Source organism: Blautia sp. AM42-2 (assembly GCF_003480245.1).
In the GTDB taxonomy this organism is placed as follows: Bacteria; Bacillota; Clostridia; order Lachnospirales; family Lachnospiraceae; genus Fusicatenibacter; species Fusicatenibacter saccharivorans.
The window spans coordinates 65,522-82,497 of record NZ_QUIM01000008.1 but is presented as its reverse complement, the minus strand read 5'-3'; the positions used below and the strand labels follow the sequence as shown (position 1 = coordinate 82,497).

The window sequence follows — 16,976 nt, the reverse complement described above, 5'->3', positions numbered from 1 at the left end:
CTTTTCTTTTTTTGTTTCTGTTTATGATTTCCTGTTACGATTTCTGCTTTTGCCTTATTTCTCTTCTTTTGATTCATTGTTTTTGGTTTCCGGAAGATGCTTAATGGAAATTCCGGTAAATCCATAGAAAATACTGAAAACCGGGGTCAGGTAAAGCAGGAATAAGTACGGGAAAAATGCCGACCATGCAACACCAAGTGTGCCGGCCATGTATACGCCGTAGCCATGCCATGGAATCATAGGACCAGCCATAGTTCCAGAGTCTTCGAGGCAGCGGGAAAGAATTTCCGGTGCAACCTTGCGCTCTTGAAAGACAGGTGCCATCAGACGGCCGGTCAGAACGTGTGCCATCGGCTGGGAGCAGCTGATGAGGCTGGTCACGTAACCGACAATCATCGTTGCCAGGATCATACTTCCATCGCTGTTGATTCTCTTTACAATCGCCTGAAGAATGTGATCCAGTACACCGAGTTTTTCCAGCATGCCGCCCATGCCGACAGCAAAGCAGATAATGGCTACGTACTGGAGCATGCTTCCCATGCCGCCGCGGTTTAAGATGGATTGTAATACCGGTTCTTCGATTGCGGTTGTGTAACCGTTGTAAGCTGTGCGGATGATGCCCTGCAGAGTATCGTGCTGCACAAAATAGGAAACAAATCCGGCAGCGAAGCTGGAAAGACCAAGTGCAGAGATCGCATTTACTTTGCAGAGGAGCAATACAATAATCAGGATGGCAGGGATCATGGTAATCCATCCAAGCTGGAATTCACCGTTTAAAGCATCGATGTAAACGGTAATGCTTCCCTCGGTATAGCTTCCGCTGGTCTGCTGGAAACCGAGAATAGTAAAAAGAATTAAGGTTATCACATATGTTGGAAGGGTGGTCCAGAGCATCGAGCGGATATGATCGCCAAGTTTGGCATCTGCAACGGCCGGAGCAAGGTTTGTGGTATCGGAAAGAGGACTTAATTTGTCACCGAACATGGCACCGCAGATGACAGCACCGGCTACCATGCCAGGATGGATACCCATGGCGTTTCCGATCGCCATCATGGCAACACCTGCGCTTCCGACGGAACCATAGGAAGTACCGGTTACAATACTCAAAATGGAGCAGAACAGCAGCGTCAGAGGCAGCAGCCAGGACGGGTTAATCATTTTTAAGCCCCAGGAAATGATGGTGGCAATGGTGCCACTCTGCAGCCAGGTGCCGATCATGACACCGATGGCCATCAGAAGGCAGAGCGTCGGGACGACCATACGGATGGCATCGTATGCGCCGGCAACAATGTTGGTGTAAGAAATACCGAAAATCTTACAAAACAGATAGATAAAAATCCAGCTTGCAAACAGGCCGATCATAGGACCGCCGGTTTTCAGGCGGATACAGACTGCGACGGATACGATGATCAGCAGCAGCAAAAGCAGTGACTGTGGCAGATTGAGTTTTTTTTCTTTTGTTCCACTCATAAAAAAATCCCCCATTCATAGGTAAAATGATTTGCCCATTCAACGCGTTAAAGTAGAAAAGACATGTAATATATTATAATGGTGAAATGCAGAAAAAGCAAGGGAAATTCTCTTGATTTTTTGTTCTATGGTTGCTATAATAAGCGTGAGTGTGGGGCGGAGGATAAACTTCGGCCCTTTTGCAGCTAACTATAAACGGAATCAACAAGATAAAGAGGTTAAATCAATGACAAGAATAGACATTATTTCAGGTTTCCTGGGCGCAGGAAAAACAACCCTGATCAAAAAACTCCTCGGAGACGCACTGAAAGGCCAGCAGGTTGTTCTGATCGAGAACGAATTCGGTGAAATCGGAATCGACGGAGGCTTCTTAAAAGATGCCGGTATCGAAATCCGTGAAATGAACTCCGGCTGCATCTGCTGCTCTCTTGTGGGAGACTTCGGCGCAGCATTAAAAGACGTTATCACCAAATATCACCCGGACCGCATCATCATCGAGCCGTCCGGCGTAGGTAAACTCTCCGACGTCATCAAGGCTGTAGACGGTGTAGAAAAAGAAGCAGGCGTAGCCCTGAATTCCGCAACAACCGTAGTCGACGTTATGAAATGCAAAATGTATCTCAGAAACTTCGGCGAATTCTTCGAGAATCAGGTAAAGAGCGCAGGAACCATCATCCTGAGCCGTACCGATAAAGCCGATACCGAAAAAGTAGAGGCAGCTGTAAAAATGCTCCGCGAGCTGAATCCGGAAGCACACATCATCACCACACCGGTTGAAGTTCTGGGCGGCAAGAAAGTACTCGATACGATGGAAGGTGCGATCATCAACCTTGCGCAGGTAGAAGAGGAAGAGCATCATCACCATCATCATGACCACGACGAGTGCTGCTGCGGCCATGACCACGATGAGGAGCATGAGCACCATCATCACGATCATGATGAGGATGAACATGAACATCATCACCACGACCATGACGGCGAGTGCTGCTGCGGCCACGATCACGACGAGGAGCATGAGCATCATCACCACGACCATGATGACGAGTGCTGCTGCGGCCATGATCATGACCATGAGCATCATCATCACCACGATGACGAGTGCGGCTGTGGTCATGAGCATCATCACCATCATCACGCAGACGAAGTTTTCACAAGCTGGGGTCAGGAGACTGTGAAGACCTTCACCAAAGAGCAGATCGAAGGCATCTTAAAGAAACTTTCCGAGGATACCGCTTATGGTATGGTTCTTCGTGCCAAAGGTATGGTAGCAGGCGCCGATGGACAGTGGATCTATTTCGATATGGTTCCGGAAGAGTACGAAGTACGTGACGGAGCACCGGAATTCACCGGAAGAATCTGTGTCATCGGTTCCAAATTAGCAGAAGATAAGCTGGCAGAGCTGTTCGGACTGTAAAAATACAAAGTAGCTGCGAAAATTACGGTCCGCAGGGTACCTGTGAATTGTAGTGAAGCTGCCGCATCAGAAACAAAATCCGATGTGGTAGCTTTTTTCTTGATTTAGAGACAAAGCAAAAGGTACGCCCGGAATCTCAGCCGCAAAAGCAAGTGCAGAAAGATTCCGGGAGTACGTCAAAGACAACGGAGGTACAAAATGTACGAAGAAGACGAAGTAGAAATTCCGATTTATCTCATAACAGGATTTCTGGAGAGTGGAAAAACCTCTTTTATCAATTTTACCGTAGCACAGGAATATTTCCAGATTGACGGGCCGACCCTTCTGATCACAACCGAAGAGGGTGAGGTAGAGTATGACGAAAAAGAACTGCTCAAACACAATACAGTACTGGAAATCGTAGAAGGACCGGAGCAGTTTACCTTAGATTACCTGAAAAAACTGAACCGTAAATATCGCCCGGAGCGTATTATTCTGGAATACAATCCGCTCTGGAGCGTAAAAAAACTCGAAGAAATGGAGCTGCCGCGCGGCTGGGGCATTGTACAGGAGATTGTGACGGTCGATGCAAGCTGCTTCCAGATTTATATGCAGAATATGAAATCTGTTTTCATGGAGATGGCAAAAAATGCGGATATGGTTATGTTCAACCGCTGTCGTCCGGAAGATCCGCTTCCGGCATTCCGCCGCAGCATCAAAGTAGTCAATCAGGCATGCGACGTTCTGTTTGAGAATGAAGAAGGCGAAATTGACAACATTTTTGAGGATCAGATGCCGTTCGATACCGATGCCGATGTGATCGAAATCGACGATGCCGATTACGGAATCTGGTATGTCGACATGGGCGACAACCCGGAGCGCTACGAGGGCAAAACCGTTCATTTCCGAGGCATGGTATTAAAGAGCAAAGACGTCGGAGCTGATTTCTTTGTCCCGGGTCGTATGGCAATGACCTGCTGTGCAGATGATACTTCTTTTATCGGCTATGTCTGCAAATGCGCAAGCGCCAAATCTCTCGTAATGGGTTCCTGGGTTGACGTGACTGCAACGGTAAAATGGGGCTATATGAAGGTTTACGATGGCGAAGGCCCGGTTCTGTATGCAAAAGAAATCAAACCGGCCAAGAAACCGGAGAGCGAACTGGTATATTTTAACTAAAGAAAAAGAACAATCATACATCAGACAACAGAGGGCAGGGAAAGTTTTTTCTGCTCTCTGTTGTCTGCATTGCAGGAGGAAGTATGTTTATTATAGTAGGTTTGGGAAATCCGACGCGCCAGTATGAGGGCACGAAGCACAACGTCGGATTCGACACCATCGATTACCTGATCGACGAATATCAGATCCCGTCTTCCGGTGCAGGCCACAAGGCACTGTTCGGAAAGGGCATGATCGCAGGCCAGAAAGTCATTGTCGCAAAGCCGATGACATATATGAACCTGAGCGGCGAGTCCGTTCGGGAGCTGGTGAACTATTACAAAGTGGATCCGGAGAGCGAGCTGATCGTGGTTTACGATGATATCAGCCTGGCGCCGGGACAGATCCGTATCCGCAAAAAAGGAAGCGCGGGCGGCCACAATGGCATCAAAAACATCATTGCCAATCTTGGCACCGACCGATTTATGCGTGTGAAGGTCGGCGTCGGTGAGAAACCGAAAAACTGGGATCTGGCGGACTACGTGTTAAGTCCGTTTACGAAAGACGAACGTCCCCTTGTAAATCTGGCGATCGAGCATGCGGCAAAAGCAATCGAGCAGATGCTGAACGGGGATGTGGACGCAGCTATGAATGAGTATAACCGCAAATCTGCAAACCCGGCAGAGTAAGGAAAATGAAAGCGTTATTAGAACCGATCAAAGAAATTGCCCGTTTTGACGAGCTGTTCCGTGATCTGAAAAAAGGAACCGCAGGTGTGACGGTGATCTCGGGCTGTTTGGAAAGCCAGAAAGCCCACATGATCGCAGGTCTCTCCGAGGATGCCCCGGTGCGGCTTCTGATCGCGGAAAATGAATTAAAAGCAAAAGAATTATATGAGGATTACCGGCTGTACGATGCGGAGACGCTGTATTATCCGGCGAAGGACCTGATTTTCTATCAGGCGGACATTCACGGAAATCTGCTGATCCGGCAGCGGCTTCAGGTCATCCAGGCACTTCTTGAGCGGAAGGAAGTTACCATCATCACCAGTGTGGGGGGATGTATGGACTTTCTTCTGCCTCTTGACGTGTTTGAAAAGCACTGTATCCATCTGCGTAATGACAGCGAACTCGATCTGGATAAAATAAGAAAAGAGCTGGTGCGGCTCGGCTATGAGAGTACCTTTCAGGTGGAGTCGACCGGCCAGTTTTCCGTCCGCGGCGGCATTCTCGATATTTATCCGCTGACGGAACAGAACCCGATCCGGATTGAACTCTGGGGCGATGAGATAGATTCCATCCGAAGCTTCGATGCGGAGAGCCAGCGGTCGATTGAAAACCTCGAGGAAATCACAATCTATCCGGCATCGGAGCTGATCTTAACTGAGGACACGATTGCGCGCGGTGTGAAAGCGATTAAAAAAGAGGCAAAAGCGCAGAGCACAAAGTTCCGCGATAAGATGATGACGGAGGAAGCGGCGCGTATCCGCCATGCGGCAGAGGAAATCTGCGATCAGATCGGCGAGGGCGAAATTCTGCAGGGAGCGGAGCAGTATCTTCATTATTTTTATCCGGAGACCGTCTCGTTTTTTGAGTATCTGCCGGAGAACAGCCGCATTTTCCTCGATGAGCCGAACCGCATCATCGAGTGTGCCGATGCGCTGGAAGCAGAATTTCAGGAGAGCGTGAGCCACCGTCTCGAAAAGGGATACCTCCTGCCGGGACAGGCGAAGCTGATGTGCAGTACGGCGGAGCTTGTGGCAAAACTGAACCGCCGCGGCTGTGTTGCCGTATCGCTGATGGAGCCGCAGAAGGGCGAGTGGAATATCCGTGACGAATTCAGTGTGACGGTGAAATCGGTCAATTCGTATAACAATCAGTTCCCGCTTCTGGTAAAAGATCTGAAATCCTGGAAAAAAGCGGGTTACCGTATTGTACTGGCGAGTCCGTCGCGGACGAGGGCGCAGCATCTGGCGGAGGACCTGCAGAATGAGGAGATTCCGGCCTTCTACAGCGAGAATGAGGAGCGTGTTCTGAAACCGGGCGAGGTCATGCTGATCCACGGCGCGGCCCGCAGAGGCTTTGAATATCCGATGCAGAAATTTGTGCTGATCACAGAGACGGATATTTTTGGAAAAGAGAAGAAGAAAAACCGGAAGAAATCGGAGTATTCCGGTCAGAAAATCCAGAATTTTGCGGATCTATCGATCGGTGACTATGTCGTGCATGAGAGCCACGGTCTTGGTATTTACCGCGGTATCGAAAAAATTGAGATGGACCGCGTAACGCGTGATTACATGAAAATCGAGTATGCGGGCGGATCGAACCTCTATGTGCTGGCCACCCAGCTCGATACGCTGCAGAAGTATGCGTCCGGCGAAGCTGCAAAGGTGCCGAAGCTGAATAAAATCGGCGGTCAGGAATGGAATAAGACGAAAACACGGGTTCGCCATGCGGTAAAAAATATCGCACAGGATCTCGTGAAGCTGTATGCCGAGCGGCAGGCGTCATCCGGCTATCAGTTCGGAAAGGATACGATCTGGCAGAAAGAATTTGAGGAACTGTTTCCGTTTGAGGAGACGGACGATCAGCTTGCGGCGATCGAGGCGACAAAGGCGGACATGGAGAGCAAAAAGATCATGGACCGCCTGATCTGCGGCGATGTCGGATACGGCAAAACCGAGGTTGCAATCCGTGCAGCGTTCAAGGCAGTACAGGAGAGCAAACAGGTCGTCTACCTCGTTCCGACCACCATTCTGGCACAGCAGCATTACAATACGTTCGTTGAGCGCATGAAGGACTTTCCGGTGCGCGTTGATCTTCTGTGCCGGTTCCGCACGCCGGCAGAGCAGAAAAAAACGCTGGAGGATCTGAAAAAAGGACTCGTGGATATTGTCATTGGAACACACCGCGTTCTTTCAAAGGATGTGAAGTTCAAAGATCTTGGCCTTCTGATTGTCGATGAGGAGCAGCGGTTCGGCGTGACGCATAAAGAAAAAATCAAACAGCTGCAAAAAAATGTGGATGTTCTGACACTGACGGCGACGCCGATTCCGCGTACCATGCACATGAGCCTGATCGGCATCCGCGATATGAGTGTGCTCGAGGAAGCACCGCAGGATCGCCAGCCGATCCAGACTTTTGTCTGTGAATACAATGAAGAAATGGTTCGCGAGGCGATTAACCGTGAACTTGCGCGGGGCGGGCAGGTTTACTATGTCTATAACCGTGTCCAGTCGATTGCGGATATGGCGAACACGATCCAGAAGCTCGTGCCGGATGCAAATGTGGGCTTTGCGCACGGGCAGATGAAGGAGCGCGAGCTCGAGAAGATCATGTACGGATTTATCAACGGAGAGATCGATGTGCTCGTGTCAACAACGATCATTGAGACAGGACTCGATATTTCGAATGTCAACACGATGATTATCCACGATTCCGACCAGATGGGACTGTCACAGCTCTATCAGCTCCGCGGCCGCGTTGGACGGTCGAACCGGACTTCCTACGCATTTCTGATGTACCGCAGAAACAAGATGTTGAAGGAAGTGGCGGAGAAGCGTCTCCATGCGATTCGTGAATTTACGGAGATGGGAAGTGGCTTTAAAATTGCAATGCGTGATCTTGAGATCCGTGGCGCCGGAAATCTGCTGGGCGCAGAGCAGTCGGGCCATATGGAATCGGTTGGATACGATCTCTATTGTAAAATGCTCGCAGAGGCTGTCCAGGAAGCGAAGGGCATCGCACCGGCAGAGGCGTTCGAGACAACGATCGATCTGAATGTCAGTGCCTATATTCCGGACGGCTACATCAGCAACGAGGCTCTGAAGCTTGACACCTATAAGCGAATTGCGGCGATTGAAAATAAGGAAGAGTATGAGGACATGACGGAGGAGCTGACCGACCGCTTCGGGGAACCGCCGAAAAATGTACAGAATCTTCTGGCTGTCGCAGAACTGAAAGCGCTGGCGCACTGTGCGTATGTGACGGAGCTGAAACAGATGGGCGATTCGGTACGAGTCACCTTACAGCAGCATGCCAAAATCGATGTGGCGCGGATTCCGGAGCTGCTGCAGAAATACCGCGACGAACTGAAATTCCAGATGGAGTCGCTGGCGTTTGTCTACACGCCGCGGCGGAGAAATTCAAAGGAAAAGATCGATCTGCTGGAGAAGAGCCATGCACTGGTGGAAGATCTGCTGCAGATCACGCAGGAGTGAAACACTCGCATACCCACAAAATCGTGTGAAAAAGGCGTGAACAGGGAAGAAAAAAGTTGCCCTGTATCAGCAAAAAGGGTATAATAGAAAAAGCGTTTATAAAAATCGATGCAGGACCGGAAATTCGAATGTGTAAAAAAGTCGGGCATTTGAAAGGCCCGGACAGTTTTGAAAAGGTAAATTCTTTTTGAGCATACATTTCGCCCTGCATGAGGAGGAAGTAATGAAAAATTTAAAAGCAAAAGCAGTCTGCGTTATGCTGAGTGCTTCGATGGCAGCGATGGGACTGACCGGCTGCGGTTCCGACAATGTGGACGGAACAAAAACGGCAATTACTGTAAATGACGAGTCGATTACACTCGGACAGGCAAATTTCATGCTGAGATATCAGCAGGCAACCATGTACAATTATTATTCCAAGATGTACTCGATGTACGGAATGCAGATGCCGTCTGAGATGTACGACAAGGAAGGCGACGATGGAAAGACTACCGGGGAAACGTTCAAGGAGCAGTCTCTTGATACGATCGAAAAAGAGCTTCTGATGCGGCAGCACGCAGAGGAATACGGAATTTCCCTGACAGACGAGGAAAAACAGCAGGCGAAAGAGGCTGCACAGGCATTCGCAGATAAGAACGGTGACGATGTGATGAAAAAGCTGCACGCAACCGTTGAGGACATCCAGGATGCACTGGAGCTGTATGTTATTCAGACCAAAATTTATGATCCGATCATCGCAGATGTAGATACCGAGGTATCCGATGAAGAGGCAAAGCAGACCTCCATCAGCTACATCACGGTATCCACAGCAGGAACCGAGAAGGATGACGATGGAAAAACGATTGATTTGACGGACGAGGAAAAAGCGGCAAAGAAAGAAATCGCACAGAGATTCCTGGATCTCTTAAAAGAGTCTGAGGATCCGGCAACCGCATCGTTTACCGATCTGCGCAAGGAGCTGAACGATCAGTTAAATGCGGAGAATACCGCAGATTCCACCGATTCTGCAGATGGCTCCGATGAGAGCAGCTCTTCTTCCGATGCTTCCGACACAAGCGCATCCGACGCTTCAAGCGCGAGCACATCGAGCAGTTCCGACAGCGATTCCTCCTCTGAGGTTTCTTATCTGACCTCTTCCGAGACATCCTTTGGAACCGGATCGGAGAAAGACGATGACGATACCTGTTCTCTTGGAGATAAGGTAGCGGAAGAAGCAGCAAAGCTGAAGGATGGCGAGTATTATGACGGTGTCATCGAAGGCGACGATGCATATTATGTGATTCGTGTAGATAAAGCATTCGACGAGGATAAAACCGAGTCCAGAAGACAGACTATCATTTCCAACCGCAAATCGGATAAGTACAACGATACACTGGATGGATGGGTAAAGGAGAGCGATATCAAGGTCGCATCCAACTGGAAAAAGCTTGAAGTAACCGACGCAGATCTGTATACGATGACAGTTGACAGCGCTTCTACAGATTCCACAGATGGAACCACAACCGACAGTACAACAACGGACAGTACAACGTCTGACAGCACGACATCAGGCAGTACCGAAACGACATCGACAAGCAGCACAGGCACTGCTTCGACGTCTTCAAGCACTGCAGAATAAAAGCATACGATACAGGACAAACGGCAGCCGGATCCGGGAGAGGGGTCCGGCTGCTGTTTGTGTCTGAAAATATTTTGGAACAAAAAAAAGAAAATAATAGGGAATTTGTAGAGTAAATTGACAATAGTAAGAAGTCTATTTATAATGAAATTACAACCAGAGTGTGTCTCACAGATTGCGGAAATAATTTTTCAGATATGCTCTAATGTTCAGGCGAAAACGATGTACCAGGAAAGAAGGTGGAGAAATGAAGAAGGCAGTAATTTCCGTACTTGTTGGTACAGCAGTATTGGCTTTCGTTGCGTGTGGAAAAAATGCTGCAACGGAAAACAGTTCCGATTCGGGTGTTTCAACGGTATCGGCATCCTCGCAGGTGGAAAATGGACAGAAAGCAACCCGTGTGAACCAGGGAACAAATTTGTCTCCGGGGTCACCGAAGAATATCCCGTCCGGTGGGGGGAACAGCTCGGGCAGGACACATCATTCGGAGACGCATCATTCGGAGACACATCATTCAGACGCGCATCATGATTAAGGATGTCAGGGTTTGCTGAACATCCGTGAACGGAAACAGGAGAAGGGGTATCCAAAACGGATACCTCTTTTCTACTTGTCGGGAAAACAATACAATGCTATACTGAACATGAATTTGACGCGAAAAGTGCGGCAGGTTCAGAAAAAACAGCCGGGATTTGTCAGTATACGCGGACATGTGCTGCAGGTAACTCGGGCAGAATGGAGAAAAGAAAATGACAAGAGAAGAATTTGAACAGCTTGCCGGAGCAGGTGTCATTTTATTGGATGGCGCAACCGGATCAAATCTGACAAAAGCGGGAATGCCAAAAGGAGTCAGTACAGAGCTTTGGGTTCTGGAGCACCCTGATATTCTGGCAAATTTACAGAAGGCTTACGTGGAGGCGGGAAGCCAGATTGTCTATGCGCCGACCTTTGGTGCAAACAGACTGAAATTAGCGGATTATGGAAGAGAAAACGAGGTGGAGGAGCTGAATGCACGCCTGGTGGACATCTCGAAAAAAGCGCTTGCCGGAACAGGTGCGCTGATCGCGGGAGATTTTTCTACACCAGGAAAAATGCTGCAGCCAAAAGGCGATCTCTCTTATGAAGAGCTGCTGGAATCCTACACAGAGCAGGTAACAGCGGTAGCAAATGCAGGCGTTGATCTTCTGGTAGCGGAGACGATGCTGAGCGTAGACGAAACGTGTGTCTTTATGGATGCTGCACTTTCTGTCTGCGATCTGCCGATTATGTGTTCTCTGACGCTGGAAGCAGACGGTTCTGCCCTGTTCGGCGGAAACGCTGTGGAAGCAGTTGAGACACTGCAGGAAATGGGAGCATCCGCCGTAGGACTGAACTGCTCGGTCGGACCGGATCAGCTTGAGGCAGTCGTAAATTCCATGAAAAAAGTGGCAAGAGTACCGGTTATCGTAAAACCGAATGCCGGCCTGCCGAAAATCACGCCGACCGGAGAGGCAATCTACAGCATGGATGCGCCGACGTTCGCAAAATATATGAACATTCTGGTAGACGCAGGAGCAGGCATTGTCGGCGGCTGCTGCGGAACGACACCGGAGTATATTCGTCTGGTGAAAGAAATGCTGGATGCGAGAAAGTAAATCAAAGATTACAATTCGCAGGAAACTGTGAGATGTAATGAATTCCCCTGTTGCGGACAAAATCTGTACGGGGGAATTTTTTTACGTTACCGGAAACTTTGTTGAATTTTCCGATAACGTAAAAAGCCCTCCGGGCAGGATTCTTTCTTACAGAGAACAAGACAAAACAGGTTTCAACGATCTGGTTTGATAGACAATCTGGGTGGAGAAAAAAGGATAGGAAGTCTGGAAAAAAGACATGGAATTGTGGAGAAAAGTCTGGTAGAATACGTGTCGTGTGGAAAACCTTCCGTACAGAAAGGATGATAAAGGATGTATCAGAATTATATTTTTGATTTATATGGAACTCTGGTAGATATACATACGAATGAAAAGAAAGCGTATCTCTGGAAAAAAATGAGCCTGTTCTTTGGGATGAAAGGGGCCGCCTATGAGCCGAAAGAACTCCGGATGGCGTATGAGACAAAAATCAAAGAGCAGGAAGCTGCGCTTAAAATGGAGTGCCGCGGCAGCCATGTACCGGAAATCGACATTGCGGATGTGTTCCGGCAGCTGTTTGAGGATCAGGCTGTTTCAGTAACGGAAGAAGAAATTGCAGATCTGGCGAAAATGTTCCGTGCGATTTCGATAGAAGAACTGAAATTGTTCCCCGGCGTGCCGGAAATGCTGCAGCGTTTAAAAGACGCAGGAAAGAAGGTTTTTCTGCTGTCCAATGCACAGGCGCTTTTCACCGCGCCGGAAATTTCCCTGCTTGGACTGACAAGATACTTTGATGGAATCCTGCTCTCGTCAGATGCCGGTGTGAAAAAACCGGATCCGGCGTTTTATGAGATGCTGCTGAAGCAGTATCACCTCGATCCGGCAGAATGCCTGATGACAGGAAATGACGATATCGCTGACTGCCACGGTGCAGCCTCTGCCGGAATCGCAAGCCGTTACGTGGCAACGCGCCAGTCACCGAAAATCAATGGTCCGCTGCCGGAAAACTGTGAGAAGATCGCGGCGATTGCGGAGTTGTTCTGATTAAAGAGCATTCAGCAGCACTCCTGAAAAAATAATGCGAAAAAATGGGCTGTCGCACTACGTTCATTTTCTTAGTGCAACAGCCCATTTTGCTTATGTCAGGAAAGGAATCCTTCAGTTTTTCCGCATTCCTTTATTCCATCGGAATTTCCGATAGCAGGCATAAATCAGAACACTGCATACCAGCCATCCCGCCGGATAACCAAGTGCAATCGGAATGATGGAATCAAATATATGTGACATCACAAACAGGTAAATCTGGCGGAACACGACGAAGCTTCCGAGCATTACGATCATTGGTGTTCTGGTGTCTCCTGCGCCACGCAGGACGTTGGAATAAACCTGGTTGACGCAGCAGAGAATGTAGAACGGGGATAGCAGATACAGAAACAGGGTTCCGTAACGAATCACAGCTGCCTCCTGGTTAAACAGATAGACCATTTGCGGAGCGAAAATCAGCAGAGGAATCATCATCACAATGGTTACAAGCTCAGCAAGCAGGAATGCGGTTGTAGCACCCTTTTTTGCACGGTCAATGTAGCTGGCACCGACGTTCTGTCCGGTGAAGGTGGTCGAAGCAAGACCAACACTCATCATCGGCAGCATCATAAACTGGTCGATTTTCATGTAGGCACTCCAGCCCGCCATAACATCCGAGCCGAATACATTGATATAGGACTGCACGAAAACGTTGGAAACGGAAGTCACCATCTGCTGGATCGCTGCCGGCAGTCCGACGCAGACGATGCGGTACAGCAAAGACCAGTCCATGCAGAGCTTTTTCCAACAGATGCGGTATGGGCCGTCTGTTGTGGTCAGCACATACAGCGTCAGAACCGCCGAAAGGTACTGTGCAATAACGGTTGCAAGCGCCACACCCTCGATTCCCATGCCGAAGGAAACGACAAACAAAAGATCGAGCACGGTATTGACAACAGCGGAAAAAATCAGGAAATACAGCGGATGGCGGGAATCGCCGACAGCGCGGAGAACGCCGGAGCCCATGTTGTAGAACATCAGACCGGCAACACCGCCAAAGTAAATTTTAAGATACGTTGCCGACTCACGGATGACATCGTCCGGTGTGCTCATCATGCGGAGCATGTACGGCGTGATGAGAATGCCGAGAATGGTAAAGACAATGGAGAGAATAAACGTCATCACCAGTGTCGTGCTGACGGTGCGGCTGACCTTTTCATCCGCCTTTGCGCCATAATACTGAGAGATAATGACACCGGCACCGGTGGAAAGTCCCATGAAAAAGCCGATCAGAGAATTGATGATCGGACCGACGGAGCCGACGGCGGCGAGTGCTTCCTTGCCGACAAAGTTGCCGACAACGATGCTGTCAACGGTGTTGTAAAGCTGCTGGAAGAGATTTCCGGCCATCAGCGGAAGAGAGAAGAGAAGAAGCTGTTTCCAGATAGAGCCCTGGGTCATATCGCGGGCTTTGCTCTTTTGTACTGTTTTCGTCATAGTAGTCCCCTTTTTTACGTTGATTTTACCTTCTTTTTTATTGTAGCACTTTGAAGTTGTGATGGAAATATCCATTTTTGACGTGATTTTCGGACTTTGTTGATATAAACAGCCGAAAATAAAAGTAAAAAGAATTGTTTCTGAAAAAATTGTCTGGTATAATAGGGAGCAGATGCGTAAATGCAAAAACAACAGATGCTTCAAAGACCGGTGCAAAAACGGAAAGATCAGGGGGATTTTGCGGTGGCTTTTTGGAAACTGCGCGTCACAGAACAGGATAGAAAGAAGGTAACCGAAATATGGGAGATTATTTTGTATGCAGTAAAACAGATCCGGTAGTAGAGACAAAGGCGGGAAAGGTACGCGGCTTCCGCCTGAATACGACATACGCGTTTCATGGAATCCATTACGCTGAGGCGGACCGTTTCCAGATGCCACAGCCGGTGAAACCATGGAAAGGAATCAAAAATGCGCTGGCATACGGCTATGTATGTCCGCTTTTAAAGCAGGATGAGCCGAACATGGAGGTGCTGGTACCGCATCGTTACTGGCCGCAGGACGAGCATTGCCAGAACCTGAATGTCTGGACACAGAGTCTTGATCCGGGTGCGAAAAAGCCGGTCATGGTATGGCTCCACGGCGGCGGCTTCAGCGCCGGCTCTGCGATTGAGCATGTGGCATATGAGGGGGATCACTTAAGCGAGTTCGGTGATGTCGTTGTTGTTTCCGTGAACCATCGGCTGAATATCCTCGGTTATCTCGATCTCTCGCCGTTTGGCGAAAAATACAAAAATTCTGCGAATGCAGGAAACGCAGATATGGTAGCTGCATTGCAGTGGGTACATGACAATATCGCGGCATTCGGCGGAGACCCGGAGAATGTTACGATTTTCGGTCAGTCCGGCGGCGGTATGAAGGTAGCAACGCTGATGAATACGCCGGCAGCAGACGGCCTGTTCCAGAAGGGTATCATCGAGAGCGGTGTTTATGAGGCAAAGGTTTATCAGAAAGAGGACGGAGACGGCACCGCGATTGTGAAGGCTCTGTTAAAAGAACTGAATCTGGACGAGTCCGAGGTGGAGAAGCTTGAGACGATCCCGTATTATGAGCTGTCAAATGCGTACAATAAAGTTGAGGCAGAGGTTGCTGCGAAAGGCTGCTATATCGGACAGGGACCGATGGAGAATGGCTGGTTCCACGGAAATCCGATCAAGTGCGGATTTACGGATCACGCTAAAACGATTCCTGTGCTGGCAGGAACCAACATCGGTGAGTTTGATTTTGGACCGGTTGTGCCGGGAAAACATGAGATGAACCGTGAGGAACAGATTGCGTTCCTGACGAGAAAATATGGCGATGCAACGCCGGAGCTGATTTCTCTTTTTGAAAAAGCATATCCGGACAAAACAATTGCCGACCTGTGGTCTGTGGATACGTTCTTCCGTCCGGCAACGATCGAATTCATTCGTCAGAAATCGGAGTTTACAGAAGCGCCGACTTATTCCTATCAGTTTACCTATGAATTCCCGATCGATGGCGGAAAAGCCGCATGGCATTGTGCCGAGATTCCGTTCGTATTCCATAACATCGACCGCATCGCCGTATGCAATGTCCCGGGCGAAACAGACCGTCTGCAGGAGCGTATGGCCACCGCCTGGATCAACTTTGCCCGCTACGGAAGCCCGGAAACCCCATCCCTCCCGAACTGGCCGGCATGCACCCCGGGGGATGAAGCAACCATGATTTTCGACAGAACCTGTGAAATCCGCCGCAACTTCGATCACGAGCTGGTGAAGAAGCTGGTAGAAACCGAGTATAATCCGATGACACCGGTTGTGGAAGACGAGGAAGAGGACGCGTTCTTTATTCATTGAGGAAAAGCAGGATTTCAGAACGGAAAGCAGAAGTGAAAATCAAAAATAAAAAGCAAAAACAGAAGTGAAAAACAAAATCCGGAACGGATCGAAAAATCGGAGACCGTTCCGGATTTCATTTTTTTTGAAATGGTTACGGCTCCGGTGTTTCCGGGACCGGTTTTGAGCGGCAAAAGCTATACAATTTTAAACGAAAAATGGTATTATAGAAATAATATGTAATGCTGCTTAGAAAGAGGAATAACTACATGTACACATATCTGATTGTAGATGACGAAATGATAGAGCGAAAGGGAATTCGGATGCTGCTTTCGTGGATGAATATCCGGGAGAATATTCTGGAGGCCTCCAATGGGGAGGAGGCACTGGAGGTGTTTGAAAAAGAGAAGATAGACGTACTGCTGACCGACATCAATATGCCGTTCATGGACGGAATTGAGCTTCTTTCCCGGATTCATGAGGAGTATCCGGGGACGGAAACCGTGATTTTCAGCGGGTACGACGAGTTTTCCTACGCGAAAAAGGCGATTTCTTACGGTGTTTCCGCCTATATTTTAAAACCGGTCAACCCGGAAGAATTTAAAAAGGTGGTTGGTGAAATCACCGAAAAGCTTGCAAAGAGTGAGCGCGAGGAAAAACGGAAGGACGAAAGCATGGAGTTTCTGCGGGAGCATTTGCTGTATCTGATGGTCAACGGGCAAAGCCGCAGCACAATGCAGGAGAAAACACAGATGCTTCTCGATATGAGCTTTGTCCGGGATTTCTGCCGTATGGTACTGCTGGAGTGTGCCAACAACTATTTTGAACAGGTAAACAGCGAACAGATTGAAAAGATGCAGAGCGATTTGCAGATGCCACGACGCCGGAGCCAGATCCTGGGGTTGGAGGACGGGAGGAGTGGTCTGGATCTGCCCGGAGGGCAGATCGGCGTGAGATTGTTGCGTGGAAGGGGAGAGTGTGTTGGAGGACGGGGAGAGGGGCTGGATTCGCCCGGAGGGCGAATCGGCGTGAGTTTGTTGACTGGTGCAACGTTTGGAGATAGAATGAAAAAAAATATTTTCGGAGTTTTTTGTGCTTGATTTTATGAGAACAGAAAAGTTTCGGGAAGATA

The 16,976-nt window shown here is 48.9% G+C and carries 12 protein-coding genes; 10 read left to right on the top strand and 2 right to left on the bottom strand.

Annotated elements, in window-relative coordinates:
* Positions 1-54: 54 nt before the first annotated feature.
* On the bottom strand, positions 55-1,470 hold the full coding sequence (nhaC, locus tag DW915_RS10380) for a Na+/H+ antiporter NhaC (protein ID WP_118742082.1): 1,416 nt from the start codon (positions 1,468-1,470) through the stop codon (positions 55-57).
* A gap of 226 nt (positions 1,471-1,696) precedes the next feature.
* Here nhaC and DW915_RS10375 point away from each other — a divergent pair, with 226 nt between their 5' ends.
* From DW915_RS10375 to DW915_RS10335, 8 genes are all read left to right on the top strand, one after another.
* Positions 1,697-2,884 (top strand): GTP-binding protein, encoded by a 1,188-nt coding sequence (locus DW915_RS10375; RefSeq protein ID WP_118742081.1) that lies wholly within the window; start codon positions 1,697-1,699, stop codon positions 2,882-2,884.
* 198 nt (positions 2,885-3,082) lie between these two features.
* Positions 3,083-4,042: a TIGR03943 family putative permease subunit gene (locus DW915_RS10370; protein ID WP_118742080.1), complete on the top strand. Its 960-nt coding sequence runs from the start codon at positions 3,083-3,085 to the stop codon at positions 4,040-4,042.
* 83 nt (positions 4,043-4,125) lie between these two features.
* Positions 4,126-4,710 (top strand): aminoacyl-tRNA hydrolase, encoded by a 585-nt coding sequence (pth, locus tag DW915_RS10365; RefSeq protein ID WP_055225751.1) that lies wholly within the window; start codon positions 4,126-4,128, stop codon positions 4,708-4,710.
* Between the two features lie 5 nt (positions 4,711-4,715).
* Positions 4,716-8,240: a transcription-repair coupling factor gene (mfd, locus tag DW915_RS10360; RefSeq protein ID WP_118742079.1), complete on the top strand. Its 3,525-nt coding sequence runs from the start codon at positions 4,716-4,718 to the stop codon at positions 8,238-8,240.
* A 223-nt stretch (positions 8,241-8,463) separates the two neighbouring features.
* Positions 8,464-9,858: a SurA N-terminal domain-containing protein gene (locus tag DW915_RS10355; RefSeq protein WP_118742078.1), complete on the top strand. Its 1,395-nt coding sequence runs from the start codon at positions 8,464-8,466 to the stop codon at positions 9,856-9,858.
* A 247-nt stretch (positions 9,859-10,105) separates the two neighbouring features.
* Positions 10,106-10,393 (top strand): hypothetical protein, encoded by a 288-nt coding sequence (locus tag DW915_RS10350; RefSeq protein ID WP_055220917.1) that lies wholly within the window; start codon positions 10,106-10,108, stop codon positions 10,391-10,393.
* 214 nt (positions 10,394-10,607) lie between these two features.
* Positions 10,608-11,492, top strand: a complete 885-nt coding sequence (locus DW915_RS10340) for a homocysteine S-methyltransferase family protein (protein ID WP_055220913.1) — start codon at positions 10,608-10,610, stop codon at positions 11,490-11,492.
* Between the two features lie 312 nt (positions 11,493-11,804).
* Positions 11,805-12,515 carry an HAD family hydrolase gene (locus DW915_RS10335; protein WP_055225746.1) on the top strand — a complete coding sequence of 237 codons (711 nt, stop codon included), beginning with the start codon at positions 11,805-11,807 and terminating at the stop codon, positions 12,513-12,515.
* A 114-nt stretch (positions 12,516-12,629) separates the two neighbouring features.
* Here the strand turns inward: DW915_RS10335 and DW915_RS10330 are convergent, their stop codons facing one another.
* Positions 12,630-13,991, bottom strand: a complete 1,362-nt coding sequence (locus tag DW915_RS10330) for an MATE family efflux transporter (RefSeq protein ID WP_055225745.1) — start codon at positions 13,989-13,991, stop codon at positions 12,630-12,632.
* Between the two features lie 299 nt (positions 13,992-14,290).
* Between DW915_RS10330 and DW915_RS10325 the strand changes: the two genes are divergently transcribed.
* Both DW915_RS10325 and DW915_RS10320 read left to right on the top strand, forming a co-directional pair.
* Complete coding sequence (locus DW915_RS10325; protein ID WP_118742076.1) at positions 14,291-15,865, top strand: carboxylesterase/lipase family protein; 1,575 nt, start codon at positions 14,291-14,293, stop codon at positions 15,863-15,865.
* 248 nt (positions 15,866-16,113) lie between these two features.
* On the top strand, positions 16,114-16,944 hold the full coding sequence (locus DW915_RS10320; protein WP_158581052.1) for a response regulator: 831 nt from the start codon (positions 16,114-16,116) through the stop codon (positions 16,942-16,944).
* The last annotated feature ends 32 nt before the right edge of the window (positions 16,945-16,976 follow it).

Coding starts and splice junctions, on each gene's coding strand:
- DW915_RS10350 (WP_055220917.1), top strand. CDS start 10,106: ATGAAGAAGGCAGTAATTTCCGTACTTGTTGGTACAGCAGTATTGGCT.
- DW915_RS10320 (WP_158581052.1), top strand. CDS start 16,114: ATGTACACATATCTGATTGTAGATGACGAAATGATAGAGCGAAAGGGA.
- DW915_RS10355 (WP_118742078.1), top strand. CDS start 8,464: ATGAAAAATTTAAAAGCAAAAGCAGTCTGCGTTATGCTGAGTGCTTCG.
- nhaC (WP_118742082.1), bottom strand. CDS start 1,470: ATGAGTGGAACAAAAGAAAAAAAACTCAATCTGCCACAGTCACTGCTT.
- DW915_RS10335 (WP_055225746.1), top strand. CDS start 11,805: ATGTATCAGAATTATATTTTTGATTTATATGGAACTCTGGTAGATATA.
- pth (WP_055225751.1), top strand. CDS start 4,126: ATGTTTATTATAGTAGGTTTGGGAAATCCGACGCGCCAGTATGAGGGC.
- DW915_RS10375 (WP_118742081.1), top strand. CDS start 1,697: ATGACAAGAATAGACATTATTTCAGGTTTCCTGGGCGCAGGAAAAACA.
- DW915_RS10330 (WP_055225745.1), bottom strand. CDS start 13,991: ATGACGAAAACAGTACAAAAGAGCAAAGCCCGCGATATGACCCAGGGC.
- DW915_RS10325 (WP_118742076.1), top strand. CDS start 14,291: ATGGGAGATTATTTTGTATGCAGTAAAACAGATCCGGTAGTAGAGACA.
- mfd (WP_118742079.1), top strand. CDS start 4,716: ATGAAAGCGTTATTAGAACCGATCAAAGAAATTGCCCGTTTTGACGAG.
- DW915_RS10340 (WP_055220913.1), top strand. CDS start 10,608: ATGACAAGAGAAGAATTTGAACAGCTTGCCGGAGCAGGTGTCATTTTA.
- DW915_RS10370 (WP_118742080.1), top strand. CDS start 3,083: ATGTACGAAGAAGACGAAGTAGAAATTCCGATTTATCTCATAACAGGA.